Raw genomic sequence first — 19,946 nt, forward strand, 5'->3', positions numbered from 1 at the left:
TCAATATTTATGAGATTTTTTCTTTTTATCTCAGTATTATTCGCCTTTAATATTTTGGGCTATGCACAGGAGAAAAAAAAATATCACATACAACGAGCCTCTGTATCCCCAAAAATTGATGGTATTTTAGATGAGACTATTTGGAAAAATTCTGAAGAAGCCAAAGACTTTACACAATTTAAACCTGAAATGGGTTTAAAAGACTCCACTGAAATTAAAACCATTGTAAAAGTTACGTATGATGACAAGGCTATCTATTTTGGTGCTTACCTCCACGACGATCCGCTAAAAATTATGAAGCAGCTAACCACAAGAGATGATTTTGGACAAGCTGATTATTTCACTATAGTACTCAATCCAAATAATGATGCTCAAAATGACACACAATTTATTATATTTAGTTCCGGCACACAGGCAGATGCCATTGCCAACCCAAGTATAGGTGAGGATTACGGCTGGAATGCTGTTTGGGAAAGCAAAGTAAACCTAGTTGAAGATGGCTGGATTGTTGAAGTAAAAATTCCCTATAGAGCACTTAGGTTTTCTAATGCCGATGTGCAAACTTGGGGCATGCAGTTTCATAGGCAATTCAGAAGAAATCGTTCACAATACTCTTGGAATCCTATAGATGTCACTAAAGGAAATATTGGTTTATATCATGGAGTACTTACACCACTCGAACATATTAAACCCCCTACCCGGTTGAGTTTTTATCCGTATACTTCAGCATTACTAAATAATTACGATGGCGAAACCAAAACAGATTTAAATTTTGGTTTAGATATTAAATATGGTATTACAGAAAACTTTACGTTAGATGCCACTTTAGTGCCAGACTTTAGTCAAGCAGGTTTTGATAATTTAGAATTAAATTTAGGGCCATTTGAACAAACCTTTTCAGAGCAACGTCAATTTTTTACAGAGGGTGTTGATCTTTTTAATAAAGGTGATTTGTTTTTTTCTAGACGTGTTGGTAGCGGTCCAACAGGTGAAGTGGTGCTGAATGACAATGAAGAACTAAAAAATTACCCGAATTCTGTAAATGTATTAAATGCCTTAAAAGTATCTGGAAGAACAAAAAATGGTTTAGGTATTGGTGTGTTTAATGCCATAACTGAAAAAACTAATGCCATCATAAGAGATACTATTTCTGGTGAAATAAGAGAAGAAATAGTGGAGTCAGTTGCAAATTATAATGTTTTTGTAATTGACCAACAATTCAACAAAAACTCATCCGTTAGTTTAATAAACACAAATGTCACCAGAGATGGTGCATTTAGAGATGCCAATGTTTCTGGTTTAATATTCGATATTTCAAATAAGAGAAACACTTATAAAATTTACGGTGAAGCTAAAATGAGTCATCTCCATTTAATTGATGGAAATTCCAACGGATACAGTTCGTTTTTTCGGGCTGGAAAAACACACGGAAATTTTAGATATAATTTTGATCATAGTTTTGCTGATACAAAATATGATATCAATGATTTGGGCTTATTGTTCAGAAATAATTTTAATAATTTTGGTATTGATGCCTCCTACAGAATTTTTGAGCCAACACAAAAGCTTAACAGCTATTCTATAAGTACTTATTTAAACTATAAAAGATTAGCCAATCCAAGTACATATACTGGAAATAATATGGGCTTTAATTATGGCGCACAAACAAAATCCTTAAATTACTATAGAGCAAATCTAAGATTGGAACTAGGTAAGCAATTTGATTATTTTGAACCGCGAACGGAGGGTCGATTTTTCATATATGAAAACAGAGTGAATTTAAGCTTTCGGTATTCTTCAAATTACAATAATACATTTGCATTTGATATCGACTTTGGTGGTACTACTTTTTTTGAAAAAAATAGAGACACAAATGAATATGAGTTTGAGCTAAGCCCAAGAATTAGATTAAATGAAAAATTTCTACTTACGTACACCTTTGAATATAATAAAGAATCAAATGGTAGAGGTTATGTTACCACCTTAGATCAAGATATCATTTTTGGAGAAAGGGATAGAAAAACTTTTGTTCATAGTATTAGAGCCAATTACATCTTCAATTCCTTTCATGGAATTTCACTAACCTTCAGAAACTATTGGTCAACAGTTACTTACAACAACAATTTATATATCTTAGAGCAAAACGGACGGTTAAATCAAGATTCCGGATATCAGGCTGATAATTTAGAAAACAATCCCAATATTAACTATAATAACTGGAATTTAGATTTAAGCTATTCTTGGCAATTTGCGCCGGGCAGTTTTATCACAGCTCTCTATAGAAATCAGTTATTTAATTATGATAATGCTTCAACGGATTCTTATGGAAGTAGTCTAAAAACGCTATTCAATCAACCTTTTCAAAACACATTTTCTCTCCGCATTCAATATTTTATTGATTATTCAAGTATTAGAAACGTATTTAAAAAGAAAAGTGTTTCATAATTGTTCAGAAAACATTAAAGTAGTAAATTCACCATTCCTATTTTCTATAGATGATTCAAGCAAAAAATATACATAAATATTATAACGATTTACATGTCTTAAAAGGTGTAGATATTCATGTAAAAAAAAGTGAGATAATTTCAATTGTTGGCGCCTCTGGAGCTGGTAAAACAACTTTATTGCAAATATTGGGAACTCTTGATAAAGCGTCTAAAAAAGAAGAGTCTCAACTCATTATTAATAATATCAATATTAATGAGTTGAATGAAAAAGGCTTGGCTAAATTTAGAAATGAACATATAGGTTTTATATTCCAGTTTCATCAACTTTTACCAGAATTTACGGCCTTAGAAAACGTTTGTATTCCGGCTTTTATTAAAGGCACAAAAAAATCAGAAGCCGAAAAGCGTGCCATGGAGCTACTTGATTTTTTAGGCTTATCACATCGCTCACACCATAAACCCAATGAATTATCTGGTGGTGAACAACAGCGTGTAGCAGTAGCTCGTGCCTTAGTTAACAACCCAGATTTAATATTTGCTGATGAACCTTCAGGAAATTTAGATAGTGAATCAGCCGAAAATTTACATAGCCTGTTTTTTAAACTACGTGATCAATTTGGCCAGACATTTGTCATCGTTACGCACAACGAAGAACTTGCTAATTTAGCTGACAGAAAGTTAACAATGGTTGATGGGAAGATTATTAATAACTATTAGTTATTTCTAAATTACAAGATGTCTTAAAGTGCTTACTGAACCTAAATTATTAAGATTCAATAAACCCTTTATTATTACAAAAATATGCTATTCTATTTTTAAGACTAATAAAAAGGATAAGTAACCCCTAAAATAGTTATTGTGGAATTAGTAAAATTTAATTTTATATCATTTACATTTCCAAAATCGAAATTAAGAATACCCGATTTAATATTTCTTGGTAATAATACAAAATGCAAGGACTCTTCTATAGTTAACATATATTCAACGCCTTCAGAACTTATTCCAGATTGTGTACCATCCAGCAGATATTCATCATCCCAGATATTTAATGGCGTACTAGAGCCTGCTATCCAAGTTCTTAGTGAATTTTCAGTATAACTTATGGTTTTTCCTGTATTCGCGGTAATTTTTCCATTTTCAACAATCATACTATATTCCAACTTATCATCTAGATTTCTTCCTAAATTTTTCACATAATGTGTTCCTTCAACTTTATAATCATTATGATAATAGTTGTTAAAGGTTGTGGTATGTTCACTTCCTTCATTACCATACCAATCCGTTGATACTATGCTAATAATTCCTTTACGTGTGATACCATCTTCACATAATACACCTGTTTGAAAATCAATGGTAATTGTTTTAGGAAATGATGTATAATCAAATGGCTCAATAGTTATAACAGGACCTACAGATATGGTTTTGGTTGATTTCCCTGTCGTTGAATTTTCAGCATTTAAAAGAGCATCTCCGCCATTATTACCAACATCCTGAAAAATTTGCTGAACTAATACATATTCATTTAAGGTTTCAATAGCAGCTGTAGGTTCCAAATTTTGTTTTAAATCATCAGTTTGACAACTCATCAATAGAATTGCAATAATTGGGGCTATAATTTTTTTCATAAAACATTATTTAATCATTAAATAACGTTATAAATTTTATTTTTAGTGCAATTTTATGATGAAATTTTTCCTTTTGGCCTGTATTTTTACTGTTTATCGATTTATTTATTAATAATTTTAGTCTTCTTTAGGTCCCTTTTATTGTATTTAAACCATACAAATTATGTATTAAGTAGTACTTTTGAAAAAACAATTTTACATCTTCTCATCATTGAACCGAACAGAATTAAAAGAATTTCTTGACTCAAAAGTTGAACAGTACAATAATCCAAAATTTATTAAAACTGACCCCATTCAAATCCCACATCAATTTGCACAAAAAGAAGATATTGAAATTGCTGGTTTTTTAACAGCTACAATTTCCTGGGGAAACAGAAAAAGTATTATCAAGAATTCAAAATATATGATGGAATTATTAGAACTTTCGCCATATGATTTTGTAATGAATCATCAAGAAACTGATTTAGAAAAACTGCTGCCTTTTGTTCATAGAACTTTTAATGGTGAAGATCTGATTCAGTTTTTAAAATCTCTTAAACATATCTATAAAAACCATAGCGGATTAGAATCCATATTTTCGAAATACGTTAAAAAAGATTCTTTGCAATTCTCTATTCATGAGTTTAAAAAACATTTTTTTGAAGTTTCGCATCTACCAAGAACTCAGAAACATATCAGTGACCCTTTAAAAAATTCAGCAGCCAAGAGAATTAATATGTATTTAAGATGGATGATCAGGAATGATAAAACTGGTGTTGATTTTGGCATTTGGAAAAGCCTCTCACCTTCTCTACTATCGTGTCCACTAGACGTTCATTCTGGAAACGTAGCAAGGAAATTAGGCCTATTAAAGCGTAAACAAAATGATGCCAAAGCATTAATGGAGTTGGATACATCTTTACGAAAACTCGATAAACATGACCCTGTAAAATATGATTTTGCCTTATTTGGTTTAGGAGTGTTTGAAAATTTTTAATCAATAGTCATTTTTACAACGAATAAAATAAAACAATAATTATAGTTTAGTTATTAATATATACGTAAATATTTAAGAATTAATAAGAAGTTAATGAATTTGGATAAAACTTGTATGGAAAGTGATTGATACCACCAGCCAGTGCTTTATCTCTAATTGTATGATGTTTATAAAAATTTCTTAGTCCCATTATAATTTTTATGTATTTGAGAGAAATAAATATAATGGAAATAAACACAATTGCGCTTATTCATTAGCTACCCAGCATTTGACCAAAAAACCGTAGAAATTGAAATTTAAAATTGGACTTTCATTATTTTTTGTTTTCGGATTTTTCTTTTTTAGAATAATCGGACCAATAATTATTGGAAAACTTAAAGATTTCCATATCAGAAATAATACAGGGTTAGTTGAAAAAGCACCAGGGATTTTTAAATTCTTTAATTTATTTTTCAAGGCATTTGCAATATTTTGTTTGGTTTATGTTATTATGATTTGGACTGGATTTGTGACCTTACCAAATGAATAATCGATTGAAAAAACTAAACTACAAACAGATTTCAATGCTTCTTTATGGAATTGCATTATTTACGCCAATGTTTTTCGGCAATTGGACAATTGGTGTTTTCGGACTGATTATGGGATGGTTAGGAATTTTTGCTTTAGAACCATTTGTTGCGATTCCTTGGATTGCAAATTTTCTATATTTTGGGAATTTGATTTTTAACAAGCTTAATCTGAAAACGAAAATCGGATTATCGATTTTGACTATAATTTGTGCACTATTTGTAATCGGACTTCGGGAACTACCAGAAAATGAAGGTGGCCGGAATTCGGATATCGTTGTTGGAATCGGATTTATAATTTGGCTTTCGAGTTTTGTAATTTTATTAATCGGACAATTAAGAGAAAAAAAATAAAAACGTTAGGTAACACCGTATAAAAAAAATTGCTAGTTTTAGCTAAACCAAAGTTAGTTGCTCGTTTGCTAGCTTCTGATTTTCCTTCGGAAAATCCTCGCTCACAAACACGCAACTTTCCTTATACATAAACGTTAGTGACCATTGTCAAATGCTAAATCATCTTAATATGAAAAACTTAAAACTTTCGCTCCTGCTAATATTTTTTACTTTAATTATTTCTCTCCTTCCAAACTTCAATCAAATTTTAGCCCAGTCATCAAACCTTACACTCGAACATTTAGACACGTTAGTCGGTTTGAGTGACCCAAAAATTAGTCCCGATGGATTGAAGATAATACTTATAAATAAAAAAGCTGACTTTGAAAAAAATAAGTATGTCAATTCGTTATGGTTGGTTAATAAAGACACAAAAGAAGCCAGGCCACTCACTAATGATAGACCTGGTATAACATCACCAGAATGGACCCCCGACGGCCAATACATCACCTTCATAGATGTAGGTAATAACAAGAAGCGACAGATTTTCAAACTACCTGTTCAGGGTGGAGAGGCTGAACAAATTACAAGTAGTAAAATGGGGGTCAATACGTACAAATGGAGTCCAGATGGTCAATTTCTTGCTTACGTTGAAAAGGATTCTATAGAAGAAAAAAAAGGAATTGTAAAGCACAACAAATCCTTTGAAGTTAGCTACGATTGGTATCTGGCAAATGAGGCAGCAGTAGCATCTCACATTTGGATAAGTACCGGTGAAGGTAAAAATGCCTATAAGTTGACGAAAGAAGACGAAAAACAGAATAGTATATCCGGAGACTTTAACTGGTCTTTTGATAGTAAAAAAATTGTTTACGCAGTTAATCCGAGGCCCCATACAAGTGAGTTTTTAAACAGGTCATTACAACTTATTGATCTAGACACCAAACAAATAACTATCCTTGACAAAGGATCTAGAGTACCCAGAAATCCATCTTTTTCCAAAGATGGATCGATCATTTTATATAATAAATCTACTGGAATAGAACCTTTTTTTAATCCTGATGGAATATTTTCTGTTGACCAAAGTGGTGTCAAAAGTGAAGATGTAATACTTAATATTGATCGTAATTTTTCAGCGCTTAACTGGTTTTCTGACGGTAGTTTCCTTGTAGGAGCTCCCGATAAAACTATGATAAGTTTATGGCGAGGTCAATTAGATGGCACTTATGAAATACTGAACACAAATGAGATAAATCCTTCACTTGGCAGCATAGATGTCGGCAAATCTGATGAAGTTGTATTCATCGGTTCCAAGTCAAGCAAAGCACCTGAATTGTATTACATGAAAGATTATCATAGCAATCCGGAAAAGTTATCTGCTTTTAATGACGCTATTTCTGAATTAAACTTAGGTAAGGTAGGTCCGATAAATTGGACAACTGAAGATGGCTTTTATGCAGACGGAGTCATCACCTATCCTCCTGATTTTTCAGAGAGTAAGAAATATCCTTTAGTATTGTACATCCACGGTGGCCCAATGGGATCATCAATAGAAAACTTTGATTTCTTTGCCCAAGCAATGGCTGCAAAAGGGTGGATTGTTTTCGAGCCAAATTATAGAGGTAGTAACAATTTAGGTAAAACATATCAAAGCGCAGTAATTAACGATGCAGGTGAAGGGCCAGGAAAAGATGTTATGGCGGGCATTGAAGCAGTTAAAGCATTGGGTTACATCGATGAAAGTAAAATTGCTGTGTCGGGTTGGTCTTATGGTGGTTTTATGACAGTATGGCTGACGTCGCATTATCAAATTTGGAAAGCAGCAGTTGCTGGTGCGGCCGTGACAGATTGGTTTGACTGGTATAATTTGGCAGACATGAATATATGGTCAGGTTATGGTCTGGGAGGCTCACCATGGCTTAATGAAAACGCTGAAAATTATCGCAGGCAATCACCTATAACCTATGCACACCAAATAAAAACGCCTACCCTGATTCTTTCAAATACATTGGATCAGAGAGTAACCGTTACTCAGTCCTTTAAACTATTTCACAACTTAAAGGACAATGGCGTAGAAACTAAATTCATCGCATATCCTATTCCAGGTCATTTTCCACAAGATCCAGTGCATAGAAAAGATGTTTACAAGCGATGGATATCATGGATTGAGGATCATTTTTGAAAAATTGAATATTTATAAAAATCATAGAAAAACAGTCACTAACACAAAATAAACGCCATTAAAACAGGCGTTTATTCAAACCGTTGGCAATAATTATATGAAAGAACAAAAGAAACTATTTCAATTATTTTATCAGCTTAAACTACCTCTTCCCCATTTCTTTTAAATGCTTTAAATGTGAAATCATCATATTACTCAATGTTTTATTGTGATATACAATATTAAATTCTTGAGTCGTGTCCTCAATAATAGGGTTTATTTTTTTATAATAAGTATGACAAACATTTGGAAAAAGGTGATGAGCAGCATGACAATTAGCTCCACCACTAATAAACCTTGCCCACTTTTTATCAGCATTCCAATCACAACTAGTCATTAATTGATGAACAGCCCAAGTGTGTTCAATTTCACCCTCATTTGATTCTGGATATGCGGCTTCAATAAAAAAATGCGTTCCAACTAACATAATAATAAATAATAACGCAGCTATTCCGCCAGTTGTAAGATAAGCCATAATTACAAATTGCCAAGAAAAATTAGAGAATGCTATTGGCAAAACAATAACTAAGGAGAAATAAAGAATTTTAAAAATTATAAATCTTATGTACAGTTCCTGTTTAGAAATTCCTTTTCTCATCCAATCATAATCTTTTGAGAATAAGTAAATCCAATCACCCATAAAAACAGAATGTATTAATGCTAGCATATAAACAAATGGAGCGTAAATATGTTGATATTTGTGTTTATTTTTCCATGGATGGACTGGGCTTAACCTTAAAAAAGGGTTTTTATCAATATCTATATCACTTCCTTCTACATTTGCATATAAATGATGGGACCTTATATGTCTTAAACCCCATAACAAAGGGTCAATACCTATAGTAAGAAAACTAAAGAAATGTAGAATCGCATTTGCCCTTTTGCTTTTGAATGCTGTATTATGGGAAGCATCATGTCCCAAACTAAATCCAATTAGTAAACCTGCCAATTGAAATATTAAAAACAAAAACCAGAAAACTAATTTATTTATACTATCACTAAATAAAAAAGCGTAAGCTGTATAGCTAACAATACTCCAAAATATCCCTTTTTTCCAAAAATCAGCATTTCCATAAAAATTCCTACCATTAAGTTCTTTGAATACCTTATCTTTTAATTGATTATAAAACTCTTGTTCTTTTGGGTTGTTTTTAAATTTGATTGTATCCATCGCACTTATTTAATATATATAATGTTGAAATATATGACTTTCAAATTAAATGATAAATATGTTGTCATTAAAAAGATTGTCATCAAATGTAAATCTCTATAGCAATTACTTCAGAAAAGTAAATGCAATATTCATTAATGAAAAAACTATTGCCAACAAAGAACTGAGTTAAAAAACAAGTCTTTTTAGACTACTTCTGAAAATTATAACCCACAACATATTACATAATGTCATAAATTGTGTGATGTTTCATAAATAAAGAATTAAACCTTAATAATAATTTGGATTAAAGACTGCAAAAATCATATTAATAAATAAGTGTATATTACAATAAATTAACCAACCAAATAATTTATGAAAACATTTAAAATTTATTCAAAAGCAATCGCTTTATTTTGTACAATGCTAATTTTTTTCCAAAGTTGTACAGTCTATAAATCTAAACCTATATCAATCGAAAGTGCAGTTCAAAACGAAAATAAAGTAAAAGTTAAAACCAAAAGTGGAGAAACATTCAGATTTAGCAGAATTGGCATTGAAGATGATAATTATTATGGTGTATCGAAAAATAAGGGAACAGTAGTTAAAACTGCTTTAAATGAAAAATCTATTAATTCAATTAAAGAAAAGGATAAGACATTGTCAACTGTTTTAACCATTGGATTACCAATAGTCTATTTTGTATTACTAGTTTCTGCATTAGTTTCTGGTATTAGTGGAAGGGGGCTTTCTGGAAAATAAATAGTATATTTTGAGTAGCTAAATAACCAAAAATACAATAAATACCTGGACAGCTTAGATGACTATATTTTTGATTATCAACCTTATATTGTTCTTTAGATAATCATGCCTTTTTGAAATATATTATATCTATCAAAGATAAAAATGAAAGTACAAAACATTGTATAATTAATTTCTAACAAGCTTACTTAATAAAATTCATGCCTCCACAACAAATTATATAACATAAGATTTAGTATATTTTGGTAAATTTTTATGCAGTCCTATTTATACGTAAAAAATATGTATTTAAGATGGATGATCAGGAATGATAAAACTGGTGTTGATTATGGCATTTGGAAAAGCCTCTCACCTTCTTTACTATCGTGTCCACTAGACGTTCATTCTGGAAAAGTAGCAAGGAAATTAGGCCTATTAAAGCGTAAACAAAATAATGCCAAAGCCCTTAGCGAACTAGACACATCTTTAAGACAATTTGATGTGCATGATCCTGTTAAATATGATTTTGCTCTTTTTGGATTAGGTGTTTTTGAGGGATTTTAAACTAAGTTTTCTTTATATTTAACTAAAATTAATTAAAAATAATTAAAAATAAAATATGAAAAAGTATTTATCTATTTTTCTAATCATTTCAGTTTGTCCAATTTTTTCACAAAACATTAAAATTCCAACTGACACCACTGTTGTTACATTACATACGTTATCCATTAAAAACCAAGTTATTTCATATCAAGCAACTACAGGAACTCAACCAGTTTGGAACGAAAAAGGAGCACCGATAGCAACTTTATTTTACACCTATTACGAACGGACAAAAACAGATAAAAAAAAACGGCCCCTTATTTTTTCCTTTAATGGTGGACCAGGTTCAGCCTCTGTTTGGATGCATATTGCTTATACCGGACCGAAAGTTTTAAACATTGATGAGGAAGGGTATCCTATTCAACCTTATGGAGTTAAGGATAATCCAAATTCAATTCTAGATGTAGCAGATATTGTGTATATCAATCCTGTAAATACAGGATACTCTAGAATGATAGCTGATAAAGAGGGTAAACTACCAGAAAGAGAGAAATTTTTCGGTATCAATGCAGATATTAAATATTTAGCTGAATGGATGAACACCTTTTTAACCAGAATTAATAGATGGGAATCTCCCAAATATATTATTGGTGAAAGCTATGGCGGCACGCGTGTGATGGGATTGGCTAACGAGTTACAAAACAAACAATGGATGTATTTAAATGGCGTCATTATGGTTTCTCCAGCTGATTATAAACTTTATAACACTAGCCAACCCATTTATTCCTCTTTAAATCTACCTTATTTTACCGCTGCTGCATGGTATCATAACATGTTGCCTTCAGATTTACAAAAGAAGGATTTATTAGATATTTTGCCTGAAGTTGAAGATTATGCCATTAACAAATTGATGCCAGCACTGGCTAAAGGTGGTTTTATTTCTTATGAGGAAAAACAATCCGTAGCTAAAAAAATGTCTTATTATTCAGGCTTAACTGAAACTTCAATATTGCAAAATAATTTAGATGTTTCAACTAGTTTTTTCTGGAAAGATTTGTTAAGAAATAAAACGGGACAAACTATAGGACGATTAGATTCCAGATATTTAGGTTTGGACAAAACTGAGGCTGGTAATAGCCCCGATTTTAATCCTGAATTAACCTCTTGGCTTCATTCGTTCACACCAGCTATAAATTACTATATCCATGAGTATCTAAACTTTAAAACAGATATAAAATATAATATGTTTGGTGATGTTCACCCATGGGACAACAGAAATGACAATACTAGAGAAGGATTAAGAAAAGCCATGGCACAAAATCCTTATTTAAAAGTACTCATACAGTCCGGATATTATGACGGTGCCACCACCTATTTTGGAGCTAAATATACCATGCATCAAGTGGATCCAAGTGGGAAAATGAAAGACCGCTTTACTTTTAAAGGGTATAGAAGTGGCCACATGATGTATTTAAGAAAAGACGATTTAAAAAAAGCAAATGATGATTTAAGAGAATTCATAGTTGCCTCATCATCTAATGGTCAAGCAGCCAAATACTAAATAATAAAAAAGCCTAACAGATTTGTTAGGCTTTTTTTAAATAATAATAAGATTCTAAATTATTATCCTTTTAACCAGGCCTCACGAATTTTTATTTGTGATTCAGTCGCATCCTCTTTTGACTTCAATCCTTGCCCGTTTGTATAGGATTGTGTGGTTTTGGTATTAATAATGATTTCCTCGCCATTTCTATCTAATTTCATTTCAATATCTTGCCCGGGTTTCCACATAAAAACATCTTGAAAAATTTGATTAGCTGTTTGTAAAGTCACCACTACTCCATCAACTTCTTTAATCACATCATTAGGCAGAACCCCTTGATCAGCCCAGAAACTATTGTCTAAAACTAAATCGTTAAAAAAGACGGTGCCTTTTTGTCCATCTCCACCAACTATTAAGGCTCCTGCATTAAGAATATAACCAGTCTCAACTTTACTTACTGCTAATTCCAAACCTACTTTATCAAAAAATTCGTTATAATTAATTGGAATTTTCCCTATAACATGTGTATCAAAAAATGCTCGTAATGACGGATAGGTCATAGTTACAATTTCATCAATTAATTTATCATCCTCAAAAGGTTTGTTTTTACCATATTTATTAGATAACTCTTTCATAAGTGATAAAATACCTCTCTGACCATTACTTTCTTCTCGCATTAAAATATCAACACACATCCCTATTAAAGCGCCCTTTTGATAAACATTATAATATTGTTTAGCGTAAGGATCATCTAATACATTCTCACTCATTTCAGTAAAACTCATGCTGTCATTCATTTGCATAGATGTTTGAATTTTAGCCATCATTTTATTGTAAAACTCATCTTCTGAAATAAGTCCTTGGTTTACCTGAAATAAATTAGCAAAATATTCAGTAACACCTTCATACATCCATAAATGTTTTGAAAATGTTGGATTATTATAATCAAAATAGTGAACATCTTCCGAATGCACCGATAAGGGACTTACTATATGAAAAAATTCGTGAGAAACCGTTTCAATAAGACTTTCTTCTAGGGCCTCGTTTGGTATAGATTCCGGCATTACTACTACTGTTGATGTATGATGTTCTAATGCTCCAAAACCCTTTGGAGAATCTTCTTTTGCTTCTGATAAATATAAAAAGATGTCGTATCTGGGAGTACTATTAATATCTTCTAAAAATGCCTTTTGTGCCTTCATCATTTTATACATAGCATCTTTTAATGATGTAGCAGAATGCATTTTATTTGGAGAATATACACTTAACACTACTTTAATGCCGCCTACTTCAAACTCTTCAACACTAAATTTCCCATACATCATTGGGTTATCTGTAATATCAAAATATCTGGATGCCAAATAAGTAGTAGTCATATTTTTCCCATCAGCACTCGTTGTTGATCCCGCATTTTGCAATGCCGAAGAACGCACAAAATCCAAGGGAGCAGTCACTTCTAATTTATACTGATTATTCCTTAAAGAATCAAAATAACCAATAAATCCATGTAAATTTAACACATAATTATCAGGCTCAATGTTAGTTCCTGCCGGCGAAAAAGGGGTGTCTCCACCAATGCCTCCAGTGACTTCTATATCAAAGGTGTCATTTACCTCATACCTTAAATAATCTAAATTAACTGCATTATTGATGACCCAGGTATTGGTATCAGTCTTCTTAAAACTTAACTCATTTCCATCATAATCATAAGCTTTAAAGTTGTCTACATATTTTCCAAAATCACTCACAGAATAGGTTCCTTGAACCACTTTTGGTAAGTGATAGGTGACCGTTTCTGAAGTAAATCTCCCAGGATTAATAACTACAGGTACTTTGTCATTAACAACTTCTGTTAAATTTATTTGTGTGCTAATAGGCACACTAACAGCTAAATCATTTCCTGATTTTTTTGTTGCGCTACAACTGGCAAGCATCATTGCCAAAAACAAAGCGGATATTATTCTAATTTTCATTTTATGTTTTTTATGATCGCATTTAAGACGTTAAAAATAAAGTTATGTTACATTATTCGCTCTTAATGTTATGTTAATAGTTTACCAAATTAAGTATCTTAATCAACATGGTTCTTTTTTATAACATTTAGATTTCTGTATACTTAAAAAATGAAAAAAAATATGTACGTTTGAAAGGGGAAAAGCGATCATATCTATTATGAATAGTGGCTCCTAATGAAATGCATCTGACAGCTAAAAAACAATAAAAGTCATCAGATGAAAAATCTAATAAGAAATGCAGTTTAAACATCCAGAACTTCTTTACGCTTTATTTTTGCTGCTAATTCCTATTATAATTCATTTATTCCAATTTAGAAAATTCCAAAAAGAAGCCTTTACTAATGTTGCTTTTTTAAAAGAAGTATCTATTCAAACAAGAAAAAGTTCACAATTAAAAAAATGGCTCACATTAGTCACAAGATTATTACTTCTGGCTGCCATTATTTTTGCGTTTGCGCAACCATTTACTTCAAAAAATAATTTATTAAACACTCCGAGCGAAATAGTTATTTATTTGGATAATTCGTTCAGTATGCAATCTAAAGGCAATCAAGGAGAATTATTAAAACGGGCCGTTCAAGATATTATTAGCAATGTTCCTGAAGATGAAACTATTTCATTGATCACTAATGAATCCACTTTTAAAAACACAACAATAAAAGCAATAAAAAACGACTTATTAAACCTTGATTATACATCAAAATCATTGTCATTTGATGCTGCCTTGTTAAAAGCTAAAAAGCTTTTTAAACCGTCATTATCTGCAAAAAATATTCTGTTTATATCAGATTTTCGAAGAAATAAGGCCGAATTCAACCCAGAAAATGACTCCTTATTCAAAATTCACGCCGTCCAGCTTAAGCCTGTCAATATGAATAACATTTCAATTGATTCAGCTTACATTTCAGCATCCTCAAACAATTCGATTGAATTAAAAATAATTTTAAAAAATTCAGGTGAATCTGTGACTAATTTACCGGTTTCATTATTTAACAATGATCAATTAATTGCTAAAACTTCTGTAAATTTTGATAAGGAAACGGTAACCTCCTTTTCGTTGCCAGAAAATGAAATTATTAATGGTAAAATTATTATTGAAGATCCTGATTTACAATATGACAACAGTTTGTTTTTTAACATTAACAAAACACCCAAAATTAATATTCTCTCAATAAACAATGCTGATGATTCTTTTTTAAAACGCATCTATAATGAGAAAGAATTTAACTTTGCTTCTACTCCATTAAACCAACTTGATTACAATCTCATTAATGAACAAAACTTGATCGTATTAAATGAATTAAAAAGTATTCCTAGTAGTTTGACGAGTGTTTTAAAATTGTTTTCAGAACAAGGCGGATATCTTATGGTTATTCCTTCAGAAGAAATTGATATTGATACTTATAATTCATTCTTATCAAATTATAGCACGTCTCTTAATCCTATTTCAAAATCAGCAAAACAAATAACCACGATAAACTACGCCCACCCATTATATGCTAATGGGGTTTTTGAAAAAAGAATTACAAATTTTCAGTATCCAAAGGTAAACAGTTTTTATAATGTCTCAAAAATCGCAAACTCACCAATCCTTGAATATGAAGACCTTAACCCTTTTTTACTTGAGAACAATAATGCCTATATATTTTCTGCACCACTCAATACTTCTAATTCAAATTTCCAAAATTCACCACTAATTGTTCCAACGTTTTATAACATAGGAAAGTTTAGTCTAAAAAATCCTAACTTGTATTATACCATTGGAAATGAAAACTCTTTTGACCTTTCTGTAAATTTGCATCAAGATGATATTTTATCGCTTGTTTTTGGTGATGTGGTGTTAATACCCAAACAGCAGTATTATAATAATAAAATTGTAATAACAACGAATGAAGAGCCTTCTATTGCAAATATTTATTCTGTGAAGGACAAAGCTGAAAGCATTAAAAATGTAAGTTATAATTATAATAGAGAGGAAAGTCATTTAATTTATCAAGACCTTTCCATACTGGAACAAATAACTTTAAGTAATTCTGTCACTGATATTTTTAATACATTAAAAAGTGAAACAAAAGTTAATGAGCTATGGAAATGGTTTGTTATTTTTGCATTAGCGTTCTTGATTATTGAAATGCTCATATTAAAATATTTTAAATGAACATACTTATAAAATCTGCTAAAATAATAGATCCGAAAAGTGAATTTCACAACACGACACAAGATCTTTTGATTGAAAAAGGCATTATTTCTCAAATTGGTCAGAATTTAAAAAATCCTAAAAAATATCAAGAAATCACTTTTGAAAACTTACATATCTCTCAAGGTTGGTTTGATAGTAGTGTTTGTTTTGGCGAACCAGGATTTGAAGAACGGGAAACTATAAAAAACGGACTAAAAACGGCGGCATCATCAGGTTTCACTACGGTGGCTATGAACGCCAATACCAATCCTGTGATTGATTGTAATGCCGACATCACTTTTATTACTTCTAAAGGAGCACACCATGCCGTAAAACTTTTACCGATTGGGGCTTTAACTAAAGATGGAAACGGTGAAGATTTAGCTGAATTATTCGATATGAAAAGTGCAGGAGCTGTGGCCTTTTATGATTATAAAAAGCCTATTAAAAATCCAAATCTTATGAAATTAGCCCTGCAATATGCCAGTAATTTTAATGGGTTGGTTTGTTCCTTTCCACAGGATAATAACATTACCGGATTAGGTGTTATGAATGAAAACATAACAAGCACTTCTCTAGGTTTAAAAGGCAATCCTAACTTATCAGAAGATTTACAAGTGTCTCGTGATTTATTTTTATTAGAATACACGAACGGTAAACTTCATATTCCAACAATTTCAACTGCCGGTTCAGTGGCTTTAATTAGGGAGGCTAAAAAGAAGAAGTTAAATATAAGTTGCAGTGTTGCTATTCATAATCTATTCTTTACAGATGATATCCTATCAGATTTTAATACGGCATATAAGGTCTTACCACCTTTACGAACCAAGCATGATGTGGAAGCTTTACTAGAAGGCATTAAAGATGGCACTATTGATATGGTTACCACTGATCATAATCCAATTGATATAGAACACAAAAAAATTGAGTTTGACCATGCTGCAAATGGAACCATAGGCTTGGAAAGTGCCTTTGGAGCCTTACAATCATTGTTGACATTAAAGAAAACCGTTGAGCTTTTAACAAAAGGAAAAACAAGATTTGGAATTGAACCAATGCCAATAAATATTGGTAATAAAATAAATATCACGCTCTTTAATCCTGATACTAAATACAGATTTTCGGCAAAGAACATTTTGTCAAAATCTAAAAACGCTATATTTGAAAATCAAGATTTAAAAGGAAAAGTCTATGGCATTATTTCAAATAACCAAATTTCTCTAAATTAATCATTATGGAAAATCAAGATATTGCAGATGGCAAAAATATTGCAGTAATAAGCTATCTCACCATATTCGGAACTATTATTGCCTTTTTTTTAAATAATGACAAAAAAAATAAATTTGCCTCATTTCATATAAGACAAGCCCTAGGCTTATGGCTTACTTTTTTTGTTTTAGGCTATGTGATTAGTGCTTTTGATAGTTGGTTAATCACTTTTTGTTTTTGGATGTTTTTTGGGGTCCTTTTTATTTATGGATTTATAAATGCAGTAGCAGGCAAACCACAAACTGTTCCATTATTAGGTGATTTCATTCAAAAATTATTCGCTAGCATTGGAAACTAAATGATCAATAATAATCTATCCTTACATCATAAAATTAGAACCTCTTCTTTAGCACAAAATGCCCCGTTATTAATTATGCTGCATGGTTATGGTAGTGATGAAAATGATTTATTTTCATTTGCCAGTGAACTACCTGAAGAACTGTTTATTATTTCTGTGCGTGCCCCGTATACCATGCAACCCTTTGGAAATGCCTGGTACGCCATCAATTTTGATGCTGTTCAGGGGAAATGGAGTGATAATGAACAAGCCAAAATATCTCGAGATCTTATTGCTAAATTTATTGATGAGGCAACCAAGACTTATCCTGTTAATAAAAACAAGGTGACCCTTTTAGGTTTTAGTCAAGGTACCATATTAAGTTATGCCGTTGCTTTAACCTACCCTGAAAAAGTAAAAAACATTATTGCCTTAAGTGGATACATTAACAAAGATATTTTGCCTCAAGACATTGAAAATAAAGAATATTCAAAGCTGGATTTCTATTGTTCTCATGGAAGTGTTGATCAGGTAATTCCTGTAGATTGGGCCAGAATAACGCCAGGTTTTTTAAATAGCTTACATATTAAGCATCAGTACTCAGAATTTCCTGTGGGGCATGGTGTGGCACCACAAAATTTTTATGAATTGAGAGATTGGTTAATACAACGGATTTAGTAAATAAGGCATTATCTTCTTAATATTATCATGGGTTTGAAAAAGTTTGTCTTTTGCCTTTTTTAGAAAAATAATATAACGTCGTTTAACTGCTGATATAACCTATTAAAACATTCCAGATCATCGCATGGTACTTAATTATAGACCAGAGGTTCAGATTAACAAAGCTAAAATACTTAATCACTGATTCTGGTAGAGAAGGATTTAAAAACACATACATGCTATTGAAAAATTATTAAAATAAAAAAAAATTATGGACAAAAATAAAAGACTAATTATAATCCTACTCACTGTACCCTTACTGTTACTTATTCCATTAATTGGGATGTTATTTTCTTCCGAAATAAATTGGTCATTATTAGACTTCATTATAATGGGAATGCTATTACTTGGCCTTGGATTTATGTTAGAGGTTGTATTAAGGAAAGTCCAAAAGAAGAAGAATCGCATTGTACTCATAGCCATTATACTCATAATGTTCGTACTCATTTGGGCTGAACTGGCAGTTGGATTATTCGGAACTCCATTTGCAGGGTCTTAAGAAAGCAAATAACTCCGCACAAAAGCTGGCATATTTGATCTCTAGATCAAGCCTAATCAGAAAATACAGCTATACCTAGACTATCACAAAAAAAACCAGCCCTAAAGCTGGTTTTTAATTCATTGTTTTTGAAAAATTAGCTGTTAACGACTAATCTAAAACCTTCACCATGAATGTTTAGTATTTCTACTTTTTCATCTAATTTTAGATACTTACGTAATTTTGCAATATAGACGTCCATACTCCTTGAAGTAAAGTAATTATCATCTCTCCATATTTTGGTAAGTGCTAATGCTCTTGGCATTAAATCATTTTCATGTAATGCTAATAAACGTAATAATTCATTTTCTTTTGGTGATAATTTTACTGGATTACCGCCTTTATACTTTAAAAAACGCAATTTAGAATTCAATTCAAAGTCGCCTATTTTAAATTCAAATTGTTTACTATCTGAAATGGTTTCAGTAGCTTTGCGTTGCATAATGGCTTTTATCTTCATAAGCAAAACTTCACTATCAAATGGTTTATTTAAATAATCATCAGCTCCAACTTTATAGCCTTTCAGCACGTCTTCTTTCATCGTTTTAGCCGTTAAGAAAACGATAGGCACTTCTTTGTTTTTTTCACGGATTTCTTTAGCTAATGTAAAACCATCTTTATATGGCATCATAACATCTAAAATACATAAGTCATAATCATCCTTTTTGAATTTTTCAAAACCTTCCATACCATTTTTGGCATGAACCACGTCATAATCATTCATCATTAAATAATCTTTTAGAATCGTTCCAAAATTAGGATCGTCTTCTACTAATAAAATTTTCTTGTTTTGTTCTTCCATA

The 19,946-nt window shown here is 31.4% G+C and carries 17 protein-coding genes and 1 pseudogene; 14 read left to right on the forward strand and 4 right to left on the reverse strand.

The features are described from left to right. The first annotated feature begins 9 nt into the window (after positions 1 to 9). Together V8G56_RS15505 and V8G56_RS15510 are read left to right on the forward strand one after the other, a co-directional pair. Positions 10 to 2,445, forward strand: coding sequence for a DUF5916 domain-containing protein (locus tag V8G56_RS15505; protein ID WP_395439375.1), 2,436 nt, complete (start codon positions 10 to 12; stop codon positions 2,443 to 2,445). A 50-nt stretch (positions 2,446 to 2,495) separates the two neighbouring features. Continuing rightward, the gene (locus V8G56_RS15510; RefSeq protein ID WP_395439376.1) at positions 2,496 to 3,164 is read left to right on the forward strand and encodes an ABC transporter ATP-binding protein; all 669 of its coding nucleotides are present in this window, start codon (positions 2,496 to 2,498) and stop codon (positions 3,162 to 3,164) included. A gap of 104 nt (positions 3,165 to 3,268) precedes the next feature. On the opposite strand, the gene V8G56_RS15515 is transcribed toward V8G56_RS15510, so the two are convergent. After that, a complete protein-coding gene (locus V8G56_RS15515; RefSeq protein ID WP_395439377.1) occupies positions 3,269 to 4,072 on the reverse strand; it encodes a hypothetical protein in 804 nt (267 codons plus the stop codon). A gap of 211 nt (positions 4,073 to 4,283) precedes the next feature. Here V8G56_RS15515 and V8G56_RS15520 point away from each other — a divergent pair, with 211 nt between their 5' ends. The 4 genes from V8G56_RS15520 (at position 4,284) to V8G56_RS15535 (ending at position 8,129) form a co-directional block, all read left to right on the forward strand. Then, positions 4,284 to 5,048: a TIGR02757 family protein gene (locus V8G56_RS15520; RefSeq protein WP_395439435.1), complete on the forward strand. Its 765-nt coding sequence runs from the start codon at positions 4,284 to 4,286 to the stop codon at positions 5,046 to 5,048. A gap of 289 nt (positions 5,049 to 5,337) precedes the next feature. After that, on the forward strand, positions 5,338 to 5,577 hold the full coding sequence (locus tag V8G56_RS15525) for a hypothetical protein (protein ID WP_395439378.1): 240 nt from the start codon (positions 5,338 to 5,340) through the stop codon (positions 5,575 to 5,577). A gap of 4 nt (positions 5,578 to 5,581) precedes the next feature. After that, positions 5,582 to 5,968 (forward strand): hypothetical protein, encoded by a 387-nt coding sequence (locus V8G56_RS15530; protein WP_395439379.1) that lies wholly within the window; start codon positions 5,582 to 5,584, stop codon positions 5,966 to 5,968. Between the two features lie 169 nt (positions 5,969 to 6,137). Further along, on the forward strand, positions 6,138 to 8,129 hold the full coding sequence (locus V8G56_RS15535; RefSeq protein ID WP_395439380.1) for a S9 family peptidase: 1,992 nt from the start codon (positions 6,138 to 6,140) through the stop codon (positions 8,127 to 8,129). 142 nt (positions 8,130 to 8,271) lie between these two features. Here the strand turns inward: V8G56_RS15535 and V8G56_RS15540 are convergent, their stop codons facing one another. After that, positions 8,272 to 9,339: a fatty acid desaturase family protein gene (locus tag V8G56_RS15540; protein ID WP_395439381.1), complete on the reverse strand. Its 1,068-nt coding sequence runs from the start codon at positions 9,337 to 9,339 to the stop codon at positions 8,272 to 8,274. 354 nt (positions 9,340 to 9,693) lie between these two features. On the opposite strand from V8G56_RS15540, the gene V8G56_RS15545 reads away from it, so the two are divergent. The 3 genes and pseudogenes from V8G56_RS15545 to V8G56_RS15555 all read left to right on the forward strand — a co-directional run bounded on the left by V8G56_RS15545 (position 9,694) and on the right by V8G56_RS15555 (position 12,163). Continuing rightward, the gene (locus V8G56_RS15545; protein WP_395439382.1) at positions 9,694 to 10,080 is read left to right on the forward strand and encodes a hypothetical protein; all 387 of its coding nucleotides are present in this window, start codon (positions 9,694 to 9,696) and stop codon (positions 10,078 to 10,080) included. A 279-nt stretch (positions 10,081 to 10,359) separates the two neighbouring features. Next, positions 10,360 to 10,623, forward strand: a pseudogene (locus V8G56_RS15550) (DUF2400 family protein); the annotation flags it as partial. A 55-nt stretch (positions 10,624 to 10,678) separates the two neighbouring features. Further along, the gene (locus V8G56_RS15555; protein WP_395439383.1) at positions 10,679 to 12,163 is read left to right on the forward strand and encodes a S10 family peptidase; all 1,485 of its coding nucleotides are present in this window, start codon (positions 10,679 to 10,681) and stop codon (positions 12,161 to 12,163) included. A 62-nt stretch (positions 12,164 to 12,225) separates the two neighbouring features. On the opposite strand, the gene V8G56_RS15560 is transcribed toward V8G56_RS15555, so the two are convergent. Then, a complete protein-coding gene (locus V8G56_RS15560; RefSeq protein ID WP_395439384.1) occupies positions 12,226 to 14,118 on the reverse strand; it encodes a M61 family metallopeptidase in 1,893 nt (630 codons plus the stop codon). Positions 14,119 to 14,395: 277 nt separating this feature from the next. Between V8G56_RS15560 and V8G56_RS15565 the strand changes: the two genes are divergently transcribed. The 5 genes from V8G56_RS15565 (at position 14,396) to V8G56_RS15585 (ending at position 19,104) form a co-directional block, all read left to right on the forward strand. After that, positions 14,396 to 16,318 (forward strand): vWA domain-containing protein, encoded by a 1,923-nt coding sequence (locus tag V8G56_RS15565; protein ID WP_395439385.1) that lies wholly within the window; start codon positions 14,396 to 14,398, stop codon positions 16,316 to 16,318. After that, positions 16,315 to 17,568 carry a dihydroorotase gene (locus V8G56_RS15570; protein ID WP_395439386.1) on the forward strand — a complete coding sequence of 418 codons (1,254 nt, stop codon included), beginning with the start codon at positions 16,315 to 16,317 and terminating at the stop codon, positions 17,566 to 17,568. The genes V8G56_RS15565 and V8G56_RS15570 overlap by 4 nt, the downstream gene beginning before the upstream one ends. Before the next feature lie 5 nt (positions 17,569 to 17,573). Then, complete coding sequence (locus V8G56_RS15575) at positions 17,574 to 17,906, forward strand: hypothetical protein (RefSeq protein WP_395439387.1); 333 nt, start codon at positions 17,574 to 17,576, stop codon at positions 17,904 to 17,906. Then, positions 17,907 to 18,563: an alpha/beta hydrolase gene (locus V8G56_RS15580; RefSeq protein ID WP_395439388.1), complete on the forward strand. Its 657-nt coding sequence runs from the start codon at positions 17,907 to 17,909 to the stop codon at positions 18,561 to 18,563. 379 nt (positions 18,564 to 18,942) lie between these two features. Next, positions 18,943 to 19,104: a hypothetical protein gene (locus V8G56_RS15585; RefSeq protein ID WP_395439389.1), complete on the forward strand. Its 162-nt coding sequence runs from the start codon at positions 18,943 to 18,945 to the stop codon at positions 19,102 to 19,104. 136 nt (positions 19,105 to 19,240) lie between these two features. On the opposite strand, the gene V8G56_RS15590 is transcribed toward V8G56_RS15585, so the two are convergent. Next, positions 19,241 to 19,945, reverse strand: a complete 705-nt coding sequence (locus V8G56_RS15590; protein WP_395439390.1) for a response regulator transcription factor — start codon at positions 19,943 to 19,945, stop codon at positions 19,241 to 19,243. Between the last annotated feature and the right edge of the window lies 1 nt (position 19,946).

The sequence above is a fragment of the Gaetbulibacter aquiaggeris genome, from assembly GCF_044003965.1.
Lineage (GTDB): Bacteria > Bacteroidota > Bacteroidia > Flavobacteriales > Flavobacteriaceae > Yeosuana > Yeosuana aquiaggeris.